Consider the following 22,952-nt stretch of genomic DNA (forward strand, 5'->3'; position numbering starts at 1 on the left):
ATAATTTGAAACAAGTATTATTAGCGATTATAGTATTATTTTCTTTGGTTTCTTGTAATAAATCCGATGAGATTCTAGAAAAAGAAATTATAAAACCAGCGGTTAAAAAGATAGAGTTTGGGTTTAAATATTCTGATTTTAATGTCATTCAGGATACTATAAAAAAGGGAGACACTTTTGGAACTATAATTGAAAAACAAAATATTGGAGACAAAAAAGTCTATGATATTATTGCTAAGGTCAAAGATACGTTTGATGTCAGGTCCATTAGATTCAATAAGCCTTATACACTGCTTCGGTCTAAAAACAAGAAGAACGATTTACAGGTTTTTATCTATCAGCCGGATGCATTGAACTATTATGTAATTGATTTACGTGACACTGCAGTTGTTGTTTATAAAAAAACAAAACCCATTACGATTAAGCGACGCACCATTGGCGGGGTTTTGAAAGAATCATTGTCTGAGACTTTAGGCAATGCCAAAATTGAAGGGGCATTGGCAAGTAAAATTTCTAAAATTTATGCTTATTCCATTGATTTTATGAAACTCAAAAAAGGAGATCGTTTTGCGATAACTTTTACGGAACGGTTCATAAATGATTCTGTTTATGATGGAGTGGAAGAGCTGGAAGCATCCTTTTTTGAATATAAAGGAAAAATTATTTACGCATTTCCTTTTGCTCAAAATCCGGACTCAGATAAAATAGAATATTACGATGAAGATGGAAAAACGTTAAAAAATTTCTTTCTTAAATCTCCAATAAAATTCAGTAGAATATCCTCTCGGTTTTCAACTAGTCGATTTCATCCAGTTCAACACAGATGGAAAGCGCATAAAGGAACGGATTATGCGGCGCCACGCGGTACGCCTATTACTACAACGGCTGGCGGAGTTGTGGAGCAAAGTGGTTTTACGGCCGGAAACGGGAATTTTGTAAAAGTAAAACATAACGGAACCTACTCAACGCAATATTTACACATGTCTAAAATATTGGTAAGACGTGGGCAACGTGTCAGTCAAGGACAGGTTATCGGTTTAGTAGGAAGCACAGGTTTGGCAACAGGACCGCACGTTTGTTATCGATTTTGGAAAAACGGTAAGCAAGTGGATGCGCTAAGACTTAAATTGCCTAGCGGTGAACCGATGAGCGGAAGAAATAAAGATCGATACATTAAAACGATTACTCCGTTAAAGTTTGAATTGGATAGTGTTGCTAATTTATAGTTCAACTTTAGTATTTTGATTCTATACCTAAATTTAGGAGTCAGTATTAGGTATTTAGTAGTCGTTTATTGGTTTCAAATTATAGTTTAAAATTATGCGCTTTAGTGTATTTCGCTTTTGCTTCTAAAATTTTTTCGCCCCGAATTTCTACTAATTAATTTGGGCTATATACTAAAATAAACAGCATTAAATTTTAACCATATAAGAAATATAAGTTATTGCTTTTTACAGCCTGCTTAAATGCTCTTATATTTCTTATATGGTAAACCTTTACACAAAGGTGGTATTTTAATTATCTGTTTGAAAAGTAGTATAAATTAATCGAGTTACTTATTTAAATATCACTCTTATTCTCTTAATCTCTTTGTTTATTAAAGTCTTGATTTTATTGACAAATAAAAAACAAATTACTAAAATTTTTGGAATGCCTGTTCATTAATGTTTTTTCAATAGTAACACGATATTCTAAGTGTTTTTTATGTAAGTAACTCGATAAGTTATAAACGTCTTGCTTTATAGAACTAAGCCTTAATTTTGATAATTAGTAGAAATTCGGGGCTTATATTTGGTTTGCAAAGTTGATTTAGAGCTTTACTATTTTGGTATTTTTCTTCTAAATTGTTATATAATTCAAAACTCATTTAGCGTTAAAACTAATTTCAGTATTTTTGCCTGAATTTAAATAATACTACAAACTACCTAATAGATGGCTTTAAATACTATAAACCCAACAGAAACGAACGCTTGGAAGAAACTTGAGATGCATTACAACGAAATGCAAAAAGCTTCGATGCAGGAATTATTTCAATTAGACGCAACCAGAACTGAAAAATTCAACTTACAATGGAATGATTTTTTAATTGACTATTCAAAAAATATTATCAATCAAGAAACACTTCAGTTGTTATTGGAATTGACAGATGAAGTAGGTCTTAAAAGTGCCATTAAAGACTATTTTGATGGCGAAATAATCAATCAAACCGAAAATAGAGCCGTACTTCATACCGCATTGCGAGCCAAAGAATCGGCAGTTATAAATATTGATGGGGATAATGTGGTTTCTGAAATTTATGAAGTAAAAAGTAAAATAAAAACATTCACGAATCAGGTTACTTCAGGTGAAAGAACTGGTTATACGGGAAAATCTTTCACGGATGTTGTTAATATAGGTATTGGAGGTTCTGATTTAGGCCCTGCTATGGCTGTTGAGGCATTACAATTTTATAAAAATCACCTGAACGTTCATTTTGTTTCCAATGTGGATGGCGATCATGTAAATGAGATTATAAAAAAACTAAATCCGGAAACGACACTTTTTGTAATTGTTTCTAAAACATTTACAACGCAGGAAACACTGACTAATTCTGAAACTATCAGAAAATGGTTTTTAGAATCAGCGACTCAAAAGGATGTGGCCAAGCATTTTGTTGCAGTTTCCACCAATATTCAAAAAGTAACAGAGTTTGGGATAAATCCAGACAATGTATTTCCTATGTGGGATTGGGTTGGCGGAAGATTTTCTTTGTGGAGTGCCGTTGGACTTACGATAAGTTTAGCCGTTGGATACGATAATTTTGATGAATTGTTAGAAGGGGCAAATGAAATGGACGAACATTTCAAAACAACCGATTTCGACAAAAACATGCCAGTAATTTTGGCTTTATTGAGTGTTTGGTACAATAATTTTTTTGGTGCCGAAAGTGAGGCTTTAATTCCTTATACGCAATATTTGCAAAAATTAGCTCCTTATTTGCAACAAGGGACTATGGAAAGTAATGGTAAAAGTATAGGTCGTGATGGGAAGCCGGTAAATTATCAAACGGGAACTATTATTTGGGGAGAGCCGGGAACTAATGCACAACATGCTTTTTTTCAATTGATTCACCAAGGAACAAAATTGATTCCTGCTGATTTCATTGGGTTTGTAGCTCCTTTGTATGGAGATAATGACCATCATGATAAGCTAATGTCTAACTTTTTTGCACAAACAGAAGCGTTAATGCATGGGAAATCTGGAGAGCAAGTTCAGGCTGAATTCGATAAACAAGGAATTTCAGAAGAGAAAGCTAAGTTTCTTTTGCCGTTTAAAGTTTTCACGGGCAATAAGCCTACCAATACTATTTTAATCCAGAAACTATCTCCAAAAACGTTGGGTTCTTTGATTGCTTTGTATGAGCACAAGATTTTTGTGCAAGGAATTATCTGGAATATTTTTAGTTTTGATCAATGGGGAGTTGAATTAGGAAAACAATTGGCTAATTCTATTTTGGAGGAGATTAATACAAAAACAGTCAAAAATCATGACAGTTCTACAACCTTTTTGTTGAATCATTTTTTGCAGCATAAATAAGTTTTTTTATTCTTAATCGATATTCTAAACGACAAAACCTTGACTTGAAAAGTCAAGGTTTTGTCGTTTAGGGGATTAAATGATTTTTTTTTAGAATTAATAGGGTATTTTGGGTTCAGTTATGTTACGATTTTTTTGATTAAAAATATAAAAATACTATGCATGAATAGTAATTATGTATTTTTTTAACAAAAAAACAAAACAAATCATTTTAAGGTAAAAAATCCTACTTAAAAATATGCCATTCTTAACGTTATGTTAACTTTTTTAGTCAAAAATGTTATATTTTTGCCAAATATTAATAAATTAAACAATATGAAAAAATTATTAAAATTATTTTTAATTCTAGTTGTACTAATGTTTGCTAACTCGGGAGCTTATGCTCAGGGTAACACTACCTCTTCTATTAGCGGTAATGTTTATGATAAGGACTCTCAATCCTTACCAGGAGCATCAATTCTTGCAACCCACACTCCATCAGGTACTCGATACACTGCATCTACAGATTATACGGGTAATTTCAGAATCTCAAATATGAGAGTTGGAGGTCCGTACAAAATCGTTGTTACTTTTATTGGTTTTAAGACATTTGAAGATAGTGAAATTTACCTTCAATTAGGTGATTCAAAAGATTTTAAAGTTGTATTACAAGAAGAATCAAATGAATTGCAAGAGGTTGTAGTTAGAACTTCAAGAGATAATACTTTTAATTCACAAAGAACTGGAGCTCAAACAGTAATTAATTCAGATAAGATTAAAGCATTGCCTTCTTTATCTAGAAACATTTCAGATTTTGCCAGACTAACACCACAAGCTCAATTAAGAGGTGATGATGTTTTATCAATCGGAGGTCAAAACAATAGATTTAATGCTATTTACATTGATGGTGCTGTAAGCAATGACGTTTTTGGATTAGCTGCAAATGGAACTAATGGAGGTCAAACAGGAGTAAGTCCTATCTCTATTGATGCAATTGAGCAATTTCAAGTGAGCGTAGCTCCTTATGATGTAAAGCTTTCTGGTTTTGCAGGAGGAGCAATTAGCGCGATTACTAAATCAGGAACTAATAATTTTGAAGGTTCAGCTTACTTTTTTAATAGAGATGAATCTTTAGCAGGAAAAACTCCGCCTTCTTTAGTTGGAATAAATGGAAGACAAAAATTAGCTGATTTCTCTGCTCAAACTTATGGTGTTCGTGCAGGTGGAGCTTTAATAAAGGATAAATTATTTTATTTTGTTAATTATGAGCGACAAGATAATGAAACGCCTCAACCATTTGATATTGGAATATACACGGGTGCAATTGGAGGTACCCCTTTTAATCCAACAACTGCATTGGCTAAAATCGAACAATTAAGAGCGAAATTGGTTAATGATTATGGATATAATCCGGGATCTTATGATAATAATGTAAGAACTCTTGTGAGTGATAAATTGATTGGTAAGATAGATTGGAATATCAATGATAACCACAAATTATCTTTAAAACACAGTTATGTGAAAGCAGAGAATTTCTCTCCAAGTAGATCTTCTGCAACTGCATTAAGCTTTATTAATGGTAGCCAATTGTTTAATTCAACAACTAATTCAACAACTTTAGAGTTGAGTTCAAGATTTGGAAACAAATTTTCAAATAATTTAGTTGTTGCTTATACTAGTGTAATTGATGACAGAGATGCGTCAGGAAATCCGTTTCCGTCTGTTCAAATTTTTGATGGTTCTAGAGCAAGTATTTTCTTTGGAGCGGAAGCGTTTTCTACCGCAAATTTCCTGAGTCAAAAGGTCTTGACGATTTCAGATAATTTTGAAATTAATGCAGGAATGAGTAAAATAACTATTGGTACTCATAATGAATTTTCACAATCAAGAAATGTTTTCCTTGGTAATAATTTTGGATCATACAGATACGATAGCTTGGATAATTTCTTGAATGGCTTAAAACCTAATAGATTTCAATTAAACTATTCTTTACTCGGTGGTGAAGGTGATGAGTCATTAGGTGCAGCTGAATTTGGAACTAAACAATTTGGATTTTACATTCAAAATGATATGAAACTATCTAATAATTTTAAAGTTTCTTATGGTGTTAGAGTAGATGTTCCTGTTTGGGAAGATGGTTTAGTAAATGATGATTTTAATAATAGAACAATTGGTTTGTTGCAAGCTGCCGGTAAAAATTTACAAGGAGCGACTGTTGGACAAGGAATCAGAAATTCTGCTCACTTTGCACCACGCTTTGGTTTCAACTATGATGTTAATGGAAAAAGATCTACACAAATTAGAGGTGGATTTGGGATATTCACTTCTAGGTTACCTTTAGTTTGGCCTGGTGGAACTTATAATAATAACGGTGCTTCTCAAGGTGCTATTCAAATTATAAATACTTCGAGTTCTCCAAGTCCAATAATTCCAGTTTTCAATTCTAATCCGAGTGTTGCCAGTCAAATTATGAATGGATCAGTTGCTTTAGGGCCATTGCCAGGTTCTGGTCAAAAAGGTGGAAATGTAGATTTGTTTGCAAAAAATTTCAAATTGCCACAAGTATTCAAAGCAAGTTTTGCAGTTGACCAAAAATTACCATTAGGTTTTGTTTTGACTTCTGAAATTACGTATAATGATAATATCAGCGCAATTACCTATGAAAACTTAAATATCAAAGCTTCTTCAAGCGCTTTAACTGGGGCTGATACCAGACCCCGCTATAATGGAAATTCAAGGGTGGATAGTAAGTATTTAGGGATTTATTTAGCTTCAAATACGGATGAAGGGAAAGCATATAATCTTGCTTTTACATTGACTAAAAATTTCAGATCTGATTTCGTTGATGCTAATATCTCTGGAACGTACTCTTACGGTAAATCTACTGTTCTGCTTGATGCAACTTCTTCTCAAAATAGTTCACAATGGAATAATACTGAAACAGTGAATGGTGCAAATTATTTAGCACTTTCAAGATCTGATTTTGATCCAGGAAGAAGAATTATTTCTAATGGTAATGCCACATTCAAATGGAGTAAATTTACTAAATCTAGAATTGGTGTATTTTATGAAGGTGCTCAAGGAACTCCAATCAGTTATGTATATAATGATACTGGTCGTTTGTTACAAGATACGTTCTCTAATTCAGCATTAATTTATGTTCCTGCTACACAAAGTGAAATTAACTTAGTTTCTACAACAGCAAATCCATTATCACCTCAATTACAATGGGAAGCTCTTAGTGCTTATATAGAAGGGAATGAGTATTTAAGAGGAAGAAAGGGTACTTATGCGGAACGTAATGGAGATCGTTTAAAAACATCTCATGTTGTCGATTTGAAATTTGCACAAGAATTTACGATTAATGTTGGTAAAAAGAAACATACATTGGAATTTACTGCGGATATTTTTAACTTCACAAACCTTTTAAATAAAAATTGGGGTAAAAGATATTTTACAAGTAATGACCAAGTACAGTTGTTAACACAAGTTAATTTCTTGCCAGGTACTAGCACACCAACATTCAGCTATGATCCTAATGTAGGTAATAAAGTTAATGAAGTTGATGATGTAGGTTTGAATTCATCAAGATGGCAAATGCAAACTGGTGTTCGTTACACGTTCAACTAGTTTATTTTAAAATAGTGAAACCCTCATTTCAATTGAAATGAGGGTTTTTTTATGCCTTTTTTTCTTATATTTGTTAAAACAAAAACATTATTTATGTACGATTTTATTCAAAAATTCCATTCAGGTTGGGGGTATTTAGCACTTTTAGTATTAGTGATTGCGGTGGTTAATTCTTTTATTGGAATGTCTTCAAAAAGAGAGTTTGCTTCCAAAGACAGGAAAATAGCATTGTTTGCATTAATAGCAATACATACTCAATTGTTAGTTGGGTTGATTTTATACTTTGTATCTCCTAATGGATTAAATATGATAAAAGCAGTTGGAATGGGTGGTTTAACAACCGAAAGCAGATTGTTGGCTTTAGAGCATCCGTTAATAAATATCATTGCAATTGTTCTAATTACGATTGGTTGGTCAAAACATAAAAAAATAATTGCTAGTGAATCAAAATTCAAAACCTTTTCTATTTTTTATGGCTTGGGATTAGTACTTATTTTAAGTAGGATTCCATGGAAAATTTGGTTTTAAAAAACCAAAAAAGCCCTAGAAATAGGGCTTTTTTTATCTAGGTATGGTTTTTGTAAAATAGATTTAACTAATACGATATATATGAAAAAATCAATAACATTATTTTTTTTACTTGCAATTATTAGCTTAGTCAGCAGCCAAAGTTCAATCTCAGATAAACAAAAAGCAGCGATACAAAAAGACACGCTTAAAAAAGGTAAAGCAGGAATTGAATTACAAGATAACAAATTAGATTCTTTAATAACTTCATTAGGAAAATTCAAAATCTATAAAAAGGAGGCGCATGCATCCTATTATGCCGATAAGTTTAATGGAAGACGAACTACAAGCGGTAGGAAATTTGATAATAACAAGTATACTGCAGCGCACAAAAAACTCCCTTTTGGCACAAAAGTAAAAGTGACTAATGAGAAAAATGGGAAGTCCGTAATTGTGGAAATTACTGATAGAGGACCATTTGTGAAATCCAGAGAAATTGATCTTTCAAAACGAGCATTTATGGATATAGCCTCCAATAAAAGCAGTGGCGGAATGCAAGTGACAATAGCAGTATTAAGTAATTAAATCACCAATTTTTGTATGGATTAGTACTTAAATAAGCATTGTAATAGCGATTAATATTTGTCACTTCTTCACCTATCCAACTTGGTTTTTCAAAAGTTTCCATTTCAGAATCAAGTTCAATTTCAGCGACAATCAAACCTTCATTTTCGCCATAAAATTCATCAACCTCAAAAATATGGTCGCCTCGTTTTATCTCAAAACGGGTTTTATCAATAACACCTTTTTCGCATAACAATAGTAATTCCTTTGCTTCAGCAACAGGGATTTCTTTTTCCCATTCAAAACGGGACATTCCGGAATCATTTGAAATCCCTTTTATGGTCAAATACCCCTTGTCGCCTTTTATGCGTACTCGCACCGTGCGTTCTGGTGCAGAACTCAAATACCCTTGCGCAATATGATTTTGTGCGAAAGCTTCAGCTTTGAATGAATCGTTTAAAACCAAAAATTTTCTTTCTATTTCAATCATTTTTATAAATATTTTGGAGCTATATCCAGCTATTCGTTTCAATTTCTCAATCATAAAACTTTTTTTCTATTTTTAAAAAAGGAGCTTCTTGGGTCGCTCTTTTTTAAAAAGAAAAAATAGTTTTTTTCAATCGAAGATTTCCACTTCTATCCGGGCTAATCCAGAAACTCAAAGGTATCAAATATTTCTATTTTTCTTACTTATACTATTTAAGCTTTCTTTGTAATGAAATAAAAACGGTGTCTATTTGTCATTTCGACGAAGGAGAAATCTCATTAGTTGCTCTCGTTATGTGATTTCTCCTTCGTCGAAATGACAAAACTACAACAACGGAATCCAGTAAATTTTATGTTCAAACGGTATGACAGTTATTTTATGAATAAGTTAATGGAAGTTGTTGCGTCGATTTGTATTTTTACAAAAACCGAATGAATTCAAATATGCCAATTTTTAAAGTAAAATCTAAACCAACACCAGCAGGACTACTAATCAAGTTTTTTGGTAAAAATCAATCTTGGCGTGAAACAGACGATAGCTTAGAACCCTTAATTGAATTGATTAGGCTGATTAGACCTTTGAAATTTAAAAATCTGGAAACGGTTGATTTACAGGAAATCATTTCTTTTTTCAATGAAAATGATTCTTGCAGGGAACAATTCTCAATATATCTCAAAGAAATAGTAAAAGATAAAAAATTCAACAAAATACTTTCTGATGCAGCTATTCTGCAAGATGTAGATTTTATTTTTGAAGTCAAAAAAAGAATTTTCGCTAAATTTTTACCGTATCAGCCACAAAAAGATACTTTGGAATATATTCTTAATCAGGTTTTCTATTTGGCCAATGATACGATTTGGATTAATAAAATTCCATCCAATCAATTGGAAGAATTATACAGGCTTTTAAAATTCAAATCAATTTATGAAAGTGTAGCACCTAATTCAGTTTTGTCGGAATTATTAGTTGCAATGGATTTAATTACGCAACGCATTAGTGGTCGTGCTTTGGAAACCGATGTTATCAAAATGGTGCCTGAATTTGATGATTACGAAAGTCCTTTTACAGCTTTTGAAAAGGAACTATTTCTGATTGAAGACCGAATCAGAAATTCTGAAAACCATTTTATTAAACCTGATGATTTGTCCTATGCCCAGCTGTTAGTTTTACATAAACAATGCGAAGACTTTGTGGAGAAAGCATTTCACAACAGTTCAAAATACGGAATTTCACTTCGTGTAAATCAGAACTTATTAAAAATAAGACAGCAATTAGTGCGACTTAAATTTTTAATTTCATTGTTGATTATAGAAAAAGGAAATGATAAAAGAAATAACGGAATTACATTGGTTTTGCATTTGATTAAATACAATTGCTACAAAAATAATGTCAGGAAATTTATTGCCGAAAGCACCCAACTTATTTCCTATGAAATAACGCAACATACCGCTAAAACGGGGGAGCATTATATTACTGAGAGCCGACAAGAGTATTTCAAAATGTTTAGAACTGCTTTAGGAGGAGGATTTATAGTGGGGATTTTATGCATCATTAAAGTTTTACTTTCTAAAGCTGATACCAGTTTTTTTGGGCACGCTTTTCTTTATAGTATGAATTATGCTTTTGGATTTATTACTATTTATCTTTTAGGTTTTACGCTTGCTACAAAACAACCGGCTATGACAGCTTCAGCTTTGATAAAAGCATTGGAAGAAGGTGTCATAAAAAAAGGAAAAGATGCTGAGAAATACAAAGCTTTTGCGATTCTTTTTGCACGTGTATTTCGTTCTCAGTTTATCGCTTTTGTGGGTAATGTAATCATGGCTTTTCCGATTTCATTACTTGGAATCTGGGGTATTGATTACACGTTGCAGTATAATATTGCCGCAACTAAATGGGAAGGCTTACTTATTGATTTAAGTCCGATTCACTCTTTAGCCATACTGCATGCGGCTATTGCCGGAGTATTTTTGTTTTTATCAGGAATTATCTCAGGAAGTATCGCAAACAGGGATAAACACAACCAAGTGTACTTTCGAATTACAGAACACCCTTTGCTGAAAAGGAGTTTTGGAAAAAACAGAACGGTTAAATTAGCCAAATTATACAGAAAAAGATGGGCTGGGATTATTTCAAATTTCTGGTTTGGAATATTCATGGGAAGCACGGCATCTATCGGCTTGTTTTTGGGATTGAATCTTGATATTCGACATATCACTTTTGGAAGCGGAAACCTCGCTCTGGCGTTATACGGGGCGAATTATGCGGTAAGCAACTCCATGTTATTCTGGGGTATTTTTGGGATTGGCATTATAGGATTAGTTAACTTTATGGTGAGTTTTAGTCTTTCACTGGGATTGGCATTTCGTTCGAGAGCCATCTCATTATTCGAATTGCGATTTGTTACGGTTTCCATTTGGAATCATTTCAAATCAAGACCCATTAGTTTCTTTTTTCCAACGGAGAAGAAAAATAAATCAGTTGTTGTAGAAAACTATTTGCACGTAGAAGACCAAAAATAATTTTTAGCACTAATAAATCATTCGGAAATAGTATTGGATATTCAATCAGTTTAGATGCAGGAATTAATTCCAAATAGAAAAATCATACACGTTGACATGGATGCTTTCTATGCTTCAGTGGAGCAAATGGATAATCCCTTGTTGCGTGGGAAACCTATTGCTGTTGGCGGCTCAGAAAATCGAGGAGTTGTTGCGGCGGCAAGTTATGAAGCTAGAAAATTTGGAGTTCGAAGCGCTATTAGTGGGGTTATGGCCAAAAAAAATTGTCCGGAACTCATTTTTGTAAGACCGCGTTTTGACAGATACAAGGAAATTTCGAGTAAAATCCAAAAGATTTTTTATGAATATACGGACTTGGTTGAGCCATTGTCGCTCGACGAAGCCTATTTAGATGTCACCAATAATAAAAAAGGAAATCCAAGTGCTACCTTATTGGCACAGGAAATAAGACAGCGTATTTTCAACGAAGTCGGTTTAACGGCTTCGGCCGGAATATCAGTGAATAAGTTTGTGGCTAAAATTGCCAGTGATTACAACAAACCCAATGGTCAAAAAACGGTCAATCCGGATGAAGTTATTTCGTTTTTGGAGGAACTGCCCATTCGGAAATTTCATGGTGTTGGAAAAGTAACCACTGAAAAAATGTATCAACTGGGGATTTTCACCGGTGTGGAGTTGAAGAGCAAAACATTGGAGTTTCTGGAGAAACATTTCGGAAAATCAGGAAATTTTTATTACAATGTAGTAAGAGGAATCCATAACAGCGAAGTGAAATCAGATCGAATTACAAAATCAGTTGCCGCCGAACATACTTTTGATGTTAATCTTTCTTCAGAAATTTTCATGATTGAGAAATTGGAGGTTATTGCCAGTGCATTGGAAAAAAGATTAAAAAGATACAATGTAGCCGGTAAAACAATTACTTTAAAAATAAAATATAGCGACTTTTCACAACAAACCCGAAGTAAAACTTTGCCTTACTTTATTTCAGATAAAGGATTGATTTTAGAAATTGTAAAGGAGCTTTTGTATCAAGAACGTATGAAAGATTCGGTTCGATTATTAGGAATTTCACTCAGTAATTTAAATACCGAAGAGAAGAAGTTTGTCGTCGTGCAGTTGAAATTTGATTTTTGAGGAACTAATTTGCTCGTTCAACAATGGTTAAAGTCAGGAATATGTTGTTCTACTTTTATAAATAAAATTATATTTGGTTTTTTAACATAAAAAAGCATGAGTAGTTTTGGACAATATGAAGAGGCAATTGCTAAGTATCACAATAGTTTAAGCGTAAAAACAGTTCCTGTTTCTTCTTGGGATTTCCATAATGATTTTTTAGGTTTAATAAAAAATCTCTTTGTGGATTTAAATAAACTGGATGCTCTTGCTTCCCAAAATAAATGGATTCGTAATAATTGGGATTTAAAAACAAGATTACGAGAAGAAGTAATAATTGTGACAGATACTAAATTGAATATTGTTTTTGCGTCGCATAATATGATGAAAATGAATGGTTATCTGGAAGCAGAAGTTCTGGGTAAAAGTCCTAAGATGTTTCAAGGTGCAGCAACCGATTTGACAATTTTGAACGAAATTCGTACTGCAATACTAATTCAAGAACCTTTTGAAAAAACAATTATGAATTATAAAAAAAACGGAGATGTTTATGGATGTAAGATAAAAGGATTTCCAGTCTTCAATACAAAAGGGAAGTTAAGTCACTTTATAGCTTTTGAGAAAGCGGCATAAAAGAGAAAACCTTTCCGATTTGGAAAGGTTTTCTCTTTTATGAAATTTTTATAATGGTTTTAATTCTTACTGTTCAGTTTAGATAGCAATCTTAAAAATTCAATATACAACCAAACCAGTGTGATCATTAATCCCATGGCACCATACCATTCCATGTATTTTGGCATTTTTTGTTCGGCTCCTTTTTCTATTCGATCAAAATCTAAAAATAGATTTAAAGCAGCAATTACAATAACAAAAATGCTGATTCCAATGCTCATCATTGAGTTTCCATAATGCACAGGAACAAAACTGGTAAACATAGAAAAAACCCAAGATATAAGATAGTAAGTTGCAATTGCAAGTGTAGCTGCCACAACAACCGATTTGAATTGTTCCGTTACTTTTACGATTTTATATTTATACAATCCCAGACAAACCATAAACGTTACAAAAGTTGCGCCTACTGCCTGAATTACGATTCCGGGATACATGGCTTCAAATATTGCCGAAATTCCACCAATAAATAACCCTTCGAACAAGGCATATCCCGGAGCTAAATAAGGAGAATATTGTGGTTTGAAAGCTGAAATAAGCACTAAAACTAATCCAACAATAGCACCGCCAATTGCCGGAACCATTGGATTCATACCGTTAAAAGCCATCCACCAAATTACAGTTGCAGAAGCGGTAAGCAGTAAAAACAAGATTAAACTTTTATTGATGGTTCCTGACAAAGTCATTTCGTCGTTATAATCAATGATGGTAGCGTGATGTACTTCGTCATTTTTTGAAACTGCAGTGGAAAAAGTTTTATTATTTAAAAATGGATTTTTAGAATTGAAACTCATAGTTGGTGGGATTATTTGTTGCTCAAATATAATTTTTATTTTGCAGAAGATTGTTTAAATAGTCTTAAATTTTTTTCGCATGAGAGTAGGACCGAAATACGTTTATGAATAAAAAAATCCGTCTTATTTCGTTTTAAAAGCGAGACAAGACGGATAAGTATTTAAGTAATTTTTAAACTACTCTATTTCTGAAACTCTCAAGGTGTTAACCATTCCTTTTTCTTTTATTGGCATTGCGGCTAAATTAATAACAAAATCTCCTTTGGTAACATATCCCTTTTCTTTAACGATATCATTTATATCAGTCACAGTATCGTCGGTGCTTACTCTTTTGTCATACAAGAACGATTTTACGCCCCATAACAAATTCAATTGGGTAAGGATTCTTTTATTTGAAGTAAAAACTAAAATATGAGCGTTAGGTCTCCAAGCCGAAATCTGGAAAGCAGTATAGCCACTATTTGTCAAGGTACAAATCGCTTTAGCTTTGATGACATTAGCCATAGTTGCAGCGTGATGACAAATTGTTTTAGTGATAAAACGTTTTGTTTTAATCTGTGGGGTGTTTTGTGGTACTTGAATTAGCGGAGAATCTTCCACTGCTTCAATAATTTGTGTCATTTTTTGAATTACCTGAACCGGATAGTTACCGGTAGCCGTTTCTCCAGAAAGCATTACTGCATCTGCACCGTCCATAACCGAGTTTGCAACGTCATTCACCTCTGCACGAGTTGGCGTCAAGCTAGTAATCATCGTTTCCATCATTTGAGTGGCAACAATTACCGGAATTCGAGCTGTTTTAGCTCTGCGAATCAATTCTTTTTGAACAAGTGGCACTTCATGAGCAGGAAGTTCCACTCCTAAGTCTCCACGAGCAACCATCAAAGCATCACAATACGCAACAATTTTGTCAATATTTTCTAATGCTTCCGGCATTTCTATCTTGGCAATAATTGGAATTTTATAGTCCGAGTGTTCCGCAATTAATTCTTGTAGGTCTTGTAAGTCTCTTGGTGTTTTTACAAAAGATAATGCAATCCAATCAACGTTTTGTCCAATAGCAAAAATAGCATCTGCTATATCTTTTTCGGTCATTGCGGGAAGAGAAATTTTTGTATTAGGTAGATTTACTCCTTTTTTAGATTTCAATTCACCACCTTGAATCACTTTTGCTATAACTTCTGTTTTTTTATCCGTTTCAACGATTTCAAAGATAAGTTTTCCATCATCAAGCAAAATTCTTTCTCCAGGATTAACATCATTTGGAAAGTTTTGGTATTTCATGAATACTTTCTTTGCAGTTCCAAGAATGTCTTCGGCAGTGGTAAATGTAATTAAATCACCATCATGAACTATTACACCTTCTTCCATAACTCCTACACGAAGTTTTGGTCCTTGTAAATCACCTAGGATTGCAGTTGTATAGCCAAATTCTTCGTTAAGGCCTCGTATGATATTAATTTTTTCTTTTACATCATTGTAATCAGCATGTGAGAAATTCACTCTAAATACATTTACACCGGCATCAATCATGTCTTTTATGATTTCTCTTGTACTACATGCGGGCCCAAGTGTGGCTACAATTTTTGTTTTTTTGTTTGTGAGCATTTGTATTAAAAAATTAAATTGTTTTTCGATTTTATTTGATTTGTATCTACTGCATAAACTGTTGATACGTTATCTATGGTATTTAATAGTATCTGTATTTTTGATACATTCATAGTATCGTCGTTGTTTTCTATTTTTAAAAAGTAATCTACTTTTTTAAATTCCGGAAGTAAAAATACTTTGGTTGAAACTTCCATTGCTACATCTGAAAATAGATTTTGAGTATTTCCTTTTTTGTATTGGGTAACCTCATTTTTATTTTGAATCAAATCCCAAGAAACGTCTTTTTCGGTGTCATTATAATAAAATCTCGAAAAATTGGTCTCGCCTTCTTTTATATTAATTTGAATTTCATTTTTGCTTTTACTCAAATTTATAGGCAGCTTTTGATTAATAAAATAAGCCAATCGATAGTCTTCTAATGAAGTATGAATTGCGATGAGATCGTAATCTATTTCGTCAAATTCGCCAAGATCCAATTTATGAATAGCCATTTTATGAAAAAATAAGATGTAAATATAGTATTTCTATCGAAGTATAGACCTCTCAGAATAAGATGTTTTCGTTAATTTATGAACGAAAACGTTATAGTTTTATGAAAATTGATATTATTTTCTATCCATTTTTTCTTGAAATGCAAAATAAGCACGTTGGGATGCTTTTTCTTCCGCTTTCTTCTTTGAGGTTGCTCTTGCTCTTGCAATCACTTTGTCATCAATACTTAGTTTTACGCCAAATAAACGTTGCCCGTCAATTGCGTTATCTTCGAAAATATCATAATGAAATATTTTCTTTTCTTTTTGGCACCATTCTATTACCAAACTTTTATAGCTAATTACTTTTCCTTCGAGTCTTGCGATATCTACGTAAGGAATTATAACTCTTTTTTGAATGAATTTTTCACAATATACATAGCCTCTATCAAGATAAATTGCTCCTACTAGTGATTCAAAGATATTGCCATGTATGTTTTCTCCAAAATGCTGTATTGGCACTTTGCTTTCTATGTATTGTACTAAATTTAGGTCTTTTCCTAATTCGTTCAAGTGTTCTCTGCTTACAATCTTTGAACGCATTTTAGTAAGATACCCTTCATCTCCGGCGGGTGCTTTGCTGAATAAATGTGCTGCAATTACCGAGCTTAGCATGGCATCACCCAAAAACTCTAATCGTTCGTAATTGATAGGGTTTCCTAAAATATCCAGTCGATTTGAGGAACGATGTGTGAAGGCTTTCTTATAAAAATCTAAGTTTACTGGGTCAAAACCCAAGATTTTCTGAATAGAATCAAAAAAAATCCCGTCTTCTGGAGAACGGGATTTTGAAAATATTTTTCTGATTATACGCATATATAATTATTAGATTTCTAATTTTTTTACCAATACACAAGCATTGTGACCGCCAAAACCAAAAGTATTACTCATTAACACTTTTACGTCTCTTTTTTGAGCCGTATTGAAAGTAAAGTTTAGTTTAGGGTCAATGTTTTCATCATCTGTGAAATGATTTATTGTAGGAGGAATAATTCCGTATTTTAAAGAAAGTATGCATGAAATAGCTTCAACCGCACCAGTAGCACCAAGTAAATGGCCTGTCATGGATTTTGTTGAATTTAAGTTCATTGTATAAGCGTGCTCGCCAAAAACATGTAGAATCGCTTTAGATTCTCCGATGTCACCAAGTGGTGTTGAAGTTCCGTGCATATTTACACCATCAACATCAGTTGGTTTTAATCCTGCGTCTCTTAAGCAGTTTAACATTACATTTTTAGCGCCCATTCCTTCAGGATGTGGAGCGGTTATGTGGTAAGCATCTGCTGACATACCACCACCGCCAATTTCGCAATAAATAGTTGCGCCACGAGCAACAGCGTGTTCGTATTCTTCAAGAACCAGAGCGCCGGCTCCTTCGCCAAGAACAAATCCATCTCTGTCTTTATCCATCGGTCTAGATGCGGTTTTTGGGTCGTCATTTCTTGTAGAAAGCGCATGCATGGCATTAAAGCCACCCATTCCGGCAATAGTTACTGCTGCTTCCGAACCTCCGGTTACAATTGCATCAGCATGTCCTAAACGAATATAATTGAATGCGTCAATAATGGCATTTGTTGAAGAGGCGCAAGCGGAAACAGTTGTGAAATTTGGCCCTCTAAAGCCGTATTTCATAGAAATGTGACCGCCGGCTATATCGGCAATCATTTTTGGTATAAAGAAAGGATTGAATCGAGGTGTTCCGTCTCCGGCTGCAAAATTAAGTACTTCTATTTGAAAAGTTTCTAATCCTCCAATTCCAGATCCCCAAATAACACCTACTCTATCTTTGTCTAATTTTTCGAAATCGAAACCGGCGTCTTTTATGGCTTCGTCTGATGCAACCATAGCATATTGTGCGTAACGGTCCATTTTTCTGGCCTCTTTTCTGTCGATATAATCTTCAACATTAAAGTTTTTTACTTCACAGGCAAACTGGGTTCTAAACTTTGAAGCATCGAAATAAGTGATTGGAGCAGCTCCGCTAACTCCGTTAATTAGACCATTCCAAAATTCCTGAATGTTATTTCCAATGGGTGTAAGAGCGCCTAAACCTGTTACAACAACTCGTCTTAATACCATAAATTCTTTATTTTTGTTATCTTTAAACAAATAAAACCCATGCTTTCTTTACTGTATTACTATTACGAAAGAGCCATGGGTATTACAATAAATATAGTTTTGATTGAAATTCAATCTCGAATTTAATTTTAAAAAAAAATAATAACACCCGCTTGCAGGATTGCAAACGGGTGTATACTTTATTATTTTTTAGCTTCCTCGATGTAAGAGATTGCTTGACCTACAGTAGCGATGTTTTCTGCTTGATCGTCTGGAATTTGAATGTCAAATTCTTTTTCGAATTCCATAATAAGCTCAACAGTGTCTAATGAGTCAGCTCCTAAATCATTAGTGAAGCTTGCTTCTGTTACAACTTCGTTTTCGTCAACACCTAATTTGTCTACGATAATCGCTTTTACTCTTGATGCAATGTCTGACATAATCTTTAATTTTAGAATTTAATTTGTTGGCAAAAATAAAAAACTTTATTTTAAAACAACTATTTAGTTAATAAATGTGACATCTAATTTATGAAATTTATTTTAACAAAGCTGTCGGAATGTTATTTATTTTCGATTTTTATGCCTTTTTTTGTGCAATTAAAATAGGATAGGTTATGAAAAAAATTGTGGTTTTTGCTTCTGGATCGGGGACTAATGCTGAAAATATCATAAAGTATTTTGCGAAAACAAAAATTGGAACGGTTGAAGCGGTGTTTACAAATAACCAAAGTGCTCTAGTGATTGAAAGGGCAAAAAACTATGGAGTTCCAGCAATAATTTTCTCAAAAGAGGAACTAATTGAAGGTATTGTATTACAAAAAATAAATAAAATTCAACCTGATTTGATTGTTTTGGCAGGATTTTTATTAAAATTTCCCGAAAACATCATTGAAGTCTATCCTAATAAGATCATAAATATTCATCCGGCATTACTACCAAAGTACGGAGGAAAAGGGATGTATGGAATGTATATTCATAGAGCAATTGTTGGGAATAAAGAGGTGGAAACTGGAATTACCATTCATTTTGTTGATGAAAATTATGATGAAGGGAATATTATTTTTCAAAAAAAGGTAGCCTTATCAGGAGATGAAACTCCAGAAGAAGTGGCCGGAAAAATACATGAATTAGAACAAAAATATTTCCCAGAAGTAATTGAGAGATTATTAGAAGATTAGATGAGTTAGATTTTTAGACTTCTTAGATTTTTCTGTTGTACATAAAATAAAACATGTTCAATACTTAAAATTTTAGAAAAGCCTAAATCAATTATAGTTTATTGTTCTAACCAGTCTAAAAATCTAAGAAATCTAAAATGGAACACGAAGTACATATATATACGGATGGTGCTGCCAAGGGAAACCCTGGGAACGGTGGTTATGGAGTAGTAATGGAGTGGGTAGGAAAACCTTATAAGAAAGAATTCTATGAGGGTTTTCGTCGAACTACGAATAATAGAATGGAATTATTGGGGGTAATTGTAGGTCTCGAAAAATTAAAAAATCCAAACACTAGAGTTTTAGTAGTTTCTGATTCTAAGTATGTGGTAGATTCAGTTGTGAAAAAATGGGTTTTAGGCTGGGAAAAAAAAGGATTTGTTGACAGAAAAAACTCCGACTTGTGGAAACGTTTTTTAGTGGTGTATAGAAAACATAAAGTTGATTTCAAATGGATCAAAGGACATAACAATCATGTCCAAAACGAAAGATGTGATGAGTTAGCCGTTATGGCTTCGATGCAAAAGCAACTTTCAGTCGATGCTTTTTACGAAAAAGAAGAAGAAAAATTGTTGTAAACAACTGTTTTTCAGAGTGATAAATTGTGAAAATTTTACAATTGTGAGGCATTGCAACTTTACAACTTATAAACTATCTTTGCGCCTTAATTCGAAACCTATATAAATGAATAAATTATTGATTGTTGGAAGCGTTGCTTTTGATGCCATAGAAACGCCTTTTGGCAAAACTGATAAAATTTTAGGTGGAGCTGCACCTTATATAGGACTTTCGGCTTCTTTTTTTAATTTACAATCTGCCATAGTTTCTGTAGTTGGCGATGATTTTCCACAAGAATATTTAGATTTATTGACAGCAAGAAACATTGATATTTCGGGACTTGAAGTGGTAAAAGGAGGTAAAACGTTTTTTTGGAGCGGACTTTACCATAATGATTTGAATTCAAGAGATACATTGGCTACCGAACTTAATGTTTTGGGTGATTTTCAACCAAAAGTGCCTCAAAATTTTAAAAATGCTGATGTGGTGATGTTGGGAAACCTACATCCATTAGTACAAAGCAGTGTTTTGGATCAAATGGAAAGTAAACCAAAATTAGTAGTTTTAGACACTATGAATTTTTGGATGGATTGTGCTTTACCGGAATTACTTGATGTAATGAAACGTATAGATGTAATCACCATTAATGATGAAGAAGCAAGACAGCTTTCCGGAGAATATTCTTTGGTAAAAGCAGCTGCAAAAATTCGTAAAATGGGACCAGAATACGTGGTGATAAAAAAAGGAGAGCACGGAGCGCTTTTGTTTCATAAAAAAGAAGTGTTTTTTGCGCCAGCATTGCCATTAGAAGAGGTTTTTGATCCAACTGGGGCAGGAGATACTTTTGCAGGTGGATTTGCAGGATTTATAACGCAGAGTGAAAACATCTCTTTTGAGAATATGAAAAATGCCGTTATTTATGGTTCTAATTTAGCTTCATTTAGTGTAGAAAAATTTGGAACAGAAAGGATGGTTGATTTAGATAAAGAGGAAGTTGTGTCCAGATTACAACAATTCAAATCACTGACACAATTCGATATAGAATTATAATGCACGGAAACCTCGGAAACGAGGTTTTTTTGTTAAATAAAATTAGCAGGGAATTACATCTGATTTATCGATTTTTTAGATCAGTTCAATATATTTTTTAGAATAACACAACAACACAAACAACTTTACAATGAGTGATGCTTTAAAACACGAGTGTGGTATAGCCTTAATTAGACTACTCAAACCGCTTGAATTTTATAAAGAAAAATACGGAACTGCTTTCTACGGAATACAAAAAATGTATCTTCTTATGGAAAAGCAGCACAATCGCGGGCAAGACGGAGCAGGTTTTGCAAGCATAAAACTAGATGTGGAGCCGGGAGAACGTTACATCAGTAGAGTTCGTTCTAATCATGCGCAACCTATTCAAGATGTTTTTGCTCAAATAAATGACAGAATAAATGAGGAAATGGCTTCTCATCCGGAATATGCGGATGATGTAGCGCTTCAAAAACAGAAAATCCCGTATTTAGGGGAACTGTTTTTAGGACATGTTCGTTATGGAACTTTTGGTAAAAACAGTATTGAGAGTGTTCATCCATTTTTACGTCAGAATAACTGGATGCACAGAAACTTGATTTTGGCCGGAAATTTTAACATGACTAATGTTAAAGAGCTTTTTCAAAGTTTAGTTGAACTAGGTCAGCATCCAAAAGAAATGGCGGATACGGTTACGGTAATGGAAAAAATCGGTCATTTTCTGGATGATGCAGTGACTGATTTGTACCAAGAATGTAAAGTTAATGGATTGACAAAAAGAGAAGCTTCGCCAGTAATTGCTGAAAAACTGGATGTTGCTAAGATTTTGACTCGTGCGTCTAAAAATTTAGATGGAGGTTATGCTATGGCTGGACTTCTGGGTCATGGTGATTCATTTGTATTTAGAGACCCGGCAGGAATTCGTCCCGCTTATTTTTATCAAGATGATGAAATAGTTGTAGTGGCTTCAGAAAGACCGGTAATCCAAACTGTTTTTAATGTTCCTTTTGAAAAAGTTCAAGAAATTGAACCTGGAAATGCATTAATTATCAAGAAAAACGGAACGGTTTCTATGCAGGAAATTCTTCCACCAACGGTTAAAAAAGCATGCTCTTTTGAGCGAATTTATTTCTCGAGAGGAAGTGATGCCGAAATATATCAAGAAAGAAAAAATTTAGGAAAACTTATTTTGCCTGCCGTTTTAAAGTCAATAGACGAAGATACAGACAATACCGTTTTCTCTTATATACCAAATACGGCCGAGACTTCATTTTACGGATTAGTTGAAGCAGCGCAAGATTTCTTGAACCAAAGAAAGAACAACTACATTCTGGAAAATAAAGATACTTTGACAAAAGATTCTTTGCAGGAATTACTTTCAGTGAAAATCCGTACCGAAAAAGTAGCCATTAAAGACGCTAAATTAAGAACCTTTATTACAGAGGATAGCAGTCGGGATGATTTAGTAGCCCACGTATATGATGTTACGTATGGTGTTATAAAACCAACGGATAATTTGGTAATAATAGATGATAGTATTGTTCGAGGAACGACCTTGAAAATGAGTATTATCAAAATGATGGATCGTTTGAATCCAAAGCGAATTGTTGTCGTGTCATCAGCGCCGCAAATACGCTATCCGGATTGTTACGGAATTGATATGGCAAAACTGGAAGGTTTGGTAGCTTTCAAAGCAGCCTTAGAATTGCTTAAAGAAAGAAACTTATACCATATTGTTGACGAAGTATATGTGAAATGTAAAGCACAAGAAAACTTCAAGGACATTGATGTCGTAAATTACGTAACAGCAATATATGCGCCTTTTCAACCACAAGAGGTTTCAGATAAAATTGCACAAATGTTGAGTTCTCCTGAGATAAAAGCTGAAGTGAAAATTATTTTTCAAACCGTAGAAGATCTGCATATTGCTTGTCCTAAAAATTTAGGAGATTGGTACTTTACCGGTGACTATCCAACACCTGGAGGGAACCGAGTAGTAAATCGAGCATTCATGAATTTCTATGAAGGAAAAGATGCTAGAGCATACTAATATAGCCGATGATGGGTTTTTAATCGGTTTTCTAAGTTGTTTGTCTAATTTAT

19 protein-coding genes are annotated in these 22,952 nt (G+C 33.5%); 12 read left to right on the plus strand and 7 right to left on the minus strand.

What is annotated here, in order from left to right:
* The first annotated feature begins 5 nt into the window (after positions 1-5).
* The 5 genes from E0I26_RS01625 to E0I26_RS01645 all read left to right on the plus strand — a co-directional run bounded on the left by E0I26_RS01625 (position 6) and on the right by E0I26_RS01645 (position 8,277).
* Positions 6-1,226, plus strand: a complete 1,221-nt coding sequence (locus E0I26_RS01625) for a M23 family metallopeptidase (protein ID WP_131914755.1) — start codon at positions 6-8, stop codon at positions 1,224-1,226.
* 706 nt (positions 1,227-1,932) lie between these two features.
* Positions 1,933-3,576, plus strand: a complete 1,644-nt coding sequence (gene pgi, locus E0I26_RS01630) for a glucose-6-phosphate isomerase (protein ID WP_131914756.1) — start codon at positions 1,933-1,935, stop codon at positions 3,574-3,576.
* 315 nt (positions 3,577-3,891) lie between these two features.
* Complete coding sequence (locus E0I26_RS01635) at positions 3,892-7,185, plus strand: TonB-dependent receptor (protein WP_131914757.1); 3,294 nt, start codon at positions 3,892-3,894, stop codon at positions 7,183-7,185.
* 93 nt (positions 7,186-7,278) lie between these two features.
* Positions 7,279-7,713 (plus strand): hypothetical protein, encoded by a 435-nt coding sequence (locus E0I26_RS01640; protein WP_131914758.1) that lies wholly within the window; start codon positions 7,279-7,281, stop codon positions 7,711-7,713.
* An 81-nt stretch (positions 7,714-7,794) separates the two neighbouring features.
* Positions 7,795-8,277, plus strand: coding sequence for a septal ring lytic transglycosylase RlpA family protein (locus E0I26_RS01645; RefSeq protein WP_131914759.1), 483 nt, complete (start codon positions 7,795-7,797; stop codon positions 8,275-8,277).
* 1 nt (position 8,278) lies between these two features.
* Here E0I26_RS01645 and E0I26_RS01650 read toward each other — a convergent pair whose 3' ends face one another.
* Positions 8,279-8,746: a CYTH domain-containing protein gene (locus E0I26_RS01650; protein ID WP_131914760.1), complete on the minus strand. Its 468-nt coding sequence runs from the start codon at positions 8,744-8,746 to the stop codon at positions 8,279-8,281.
* A 428-nt stretch (positions 8,747-9,174) separates the two neighbouring features.
* On the opposite strand from E0I26_RS01650, the gene E0I26_RS01655 reads away from it, so the two are divergent.
* The 3 genes from E0I26_RS01655 to E0I26_RS01665 all read left to right on the plus strand — a co-directional run bounded on the left by E0I26_RS01655 (position 9,175) and on the right by E0I26_RS01665 (position 13,014).
* Positions 9,175-11,265 (plus strand): site-specific recombinase, encoded by a 2,091-nt coding sequence (locus tag E0I26_RS01655; RefSeq protein WP_235831699.1) that lies wholly within the window; start codon positions 9,175-9,177, stop codon positions 11,263-11,265.
* A 54-nt stretch (positions 11,266-11,319) separates the two neighbouring features.
* A complete protein-coding gene (gene dinB / locus E0I26_RS01660; RefSeq protein ID WP_131914761.1) occupies positions 11,320-12,402 on the plus strand; it encodes a DNA polymerase IV in 1,083 nt (360 codons plus the stop codon).
* A gap of 96 nt (positions 12,403-12,498) precedes the next feature.
* Positions 12,499-13,014 (plus strand): PAS domain-containing protein, encoded by a 516-nt coding sequence (locus E0I26_RS01665; protein ID WP_131914762.1) that lies wholly within the window; start codon positions 12,499-12,501, stop codon positions 13,012-13,014.
* 59 nt (positions 13,015-13,073) lie between these two features.
* On the opposite strand, the gene E0I26_RS01670 is transcribed toward E0I26_RS01665, so the two are convergent.
* From E0I26_RS01670 to E0I26_RS01695, 6 genes are all read right to left on the minus strand, one after another.
* Positions 13,074-13,844 (minus strand): Bax inhibitor-1/YccA family protein, encoded by a 771-nt coding sequence (locus E0I26_RS01670; RefSeq protein ID WP_131914763.1) that lies wholly within the window; start codon positions 13,842-13,844, stop codon positions 13,074-13,076.
* Positions 13,845-14,021: 177 nt separating this feature from the next.
* On the minus strand, positions 14,022-15,452 hold the full coding sequence (gene pyk, locus E0I26_RS01675; protein ID WP_131914764.1) for a pyruvate kinase: 1,431 nt from the start codon (positions 15,450-15,452) through the stop codon (positions 14,022-14,024).
* 5 nt (positions 15,453-15,457) lie between these two features.
* A complete protein-coding gene (locus E0I26_RS01680; protein WP_131914765.1) occupies positions 15,458-15,946 on the minus strand; it encodes an IPExxxVDY family protein in 489 nt (162 codons plus the stop codon).
* 114 nt (positions 15,947-16,060) lie between these two features.
* Positions 16,061-16,801 (minus strand): ribonuclease III family protein, encoded by a 741-nt coding sequence (locus tag E0I26_RS01685; RefSeq protein ID WP_131914766.1) that lies wholly within the window; start codon positions 16,799-16,801, stop codon positions 16,061-16,063.
* 9 nt (positions 16,802-16,810) lie between these two features.
* Positions 16,811-18,064 carry a beta-ketoacyl-ACP synthase II gene (gene fabF, locus E0I26_RS01690; protein ID WP_131914767.1) on the minus strand — a complete coding sequence of 418 codons (1,254 nt, stop codon included), beginning with the start codon at positions 18,062-18,064 and terminating at the stop codon, positions 16,811-16,813.
* Positions 18,065-18,246: 182 nt separating this feature from the next.
* Positions 18,247-18,483, minus strand: coding sequence for an acyl carrier protein (locus tag E0I26_RS01695; RefSeq protein WP_007137004.1), 237 nt, complete (start codon positions 18,481-18,483; stop codon positions 18,247-18,249).
* Positions 18,484-18,659: 176 nt separating this feature from the next.
* Between E0I26_RS01695 and purN the strand changes: the two genes are divergently transcribed.
* The 4 genes from purN (at position 18,660) to E0I26_RS01715 (ending at position 22,899) form a co-directional block, all read left to right on the plus strand.
* Complete coding sequence (purN, locus tag E0I26_RS01700; protein ID WP_131914768.1) at positions 18,660-19,223, plus strand: phosphoribosylglycinamide formyltransferase; 564 nt, start codon at positions 18,660-18,662, stop codon at positions 19,221-19,223.
* Between the two features lie 137 nt (positions 19,224-19,360).
* Entirely contained in the window at positions 19,361-19,840 is a 480-nt protein-coding gene (rnhA, locus tag E0I26_RS01705) for a ribonuclease HI (protein WP_131914769.1), read from the plus strand.
* Between the two features lie 106 nt (positions 19,841-19,946).
* Entirely contained in the window at positions 19,947-20,870 is a 924-nt protein-coding gene (locus E0I26_RS01710) for a PfkB family carbohydrate kinase (protein ID WP_131914770.1), read from the plus strand.
* A 130-nt stretch (positions 20,871-21,000) separates the two neighbouring features.
* A complete protein-coding gene (locus E0I26_RS01715; protein ID WP_131914771.1) occupies positions 21,001-22,899 on the plus strand; it encodes an amidophosphoribosyltransferase in 1,899 nt (632 codons plus the stop codon).
* Positions 22,900-22,952: the final 53 nt, after the last annotated feature.

The sequence above is a fragment of the Flavobacterium rhamnosiphilum genome, assembly GCF_004349195.1.
Taxonomy (GTDB): Bacteria; Bacteroidota; Bacteroidia; order Flavobacteriales; family Flavobacteriaceae; genus Flavobacterium; species Flavobacterium rhamnosiphilum.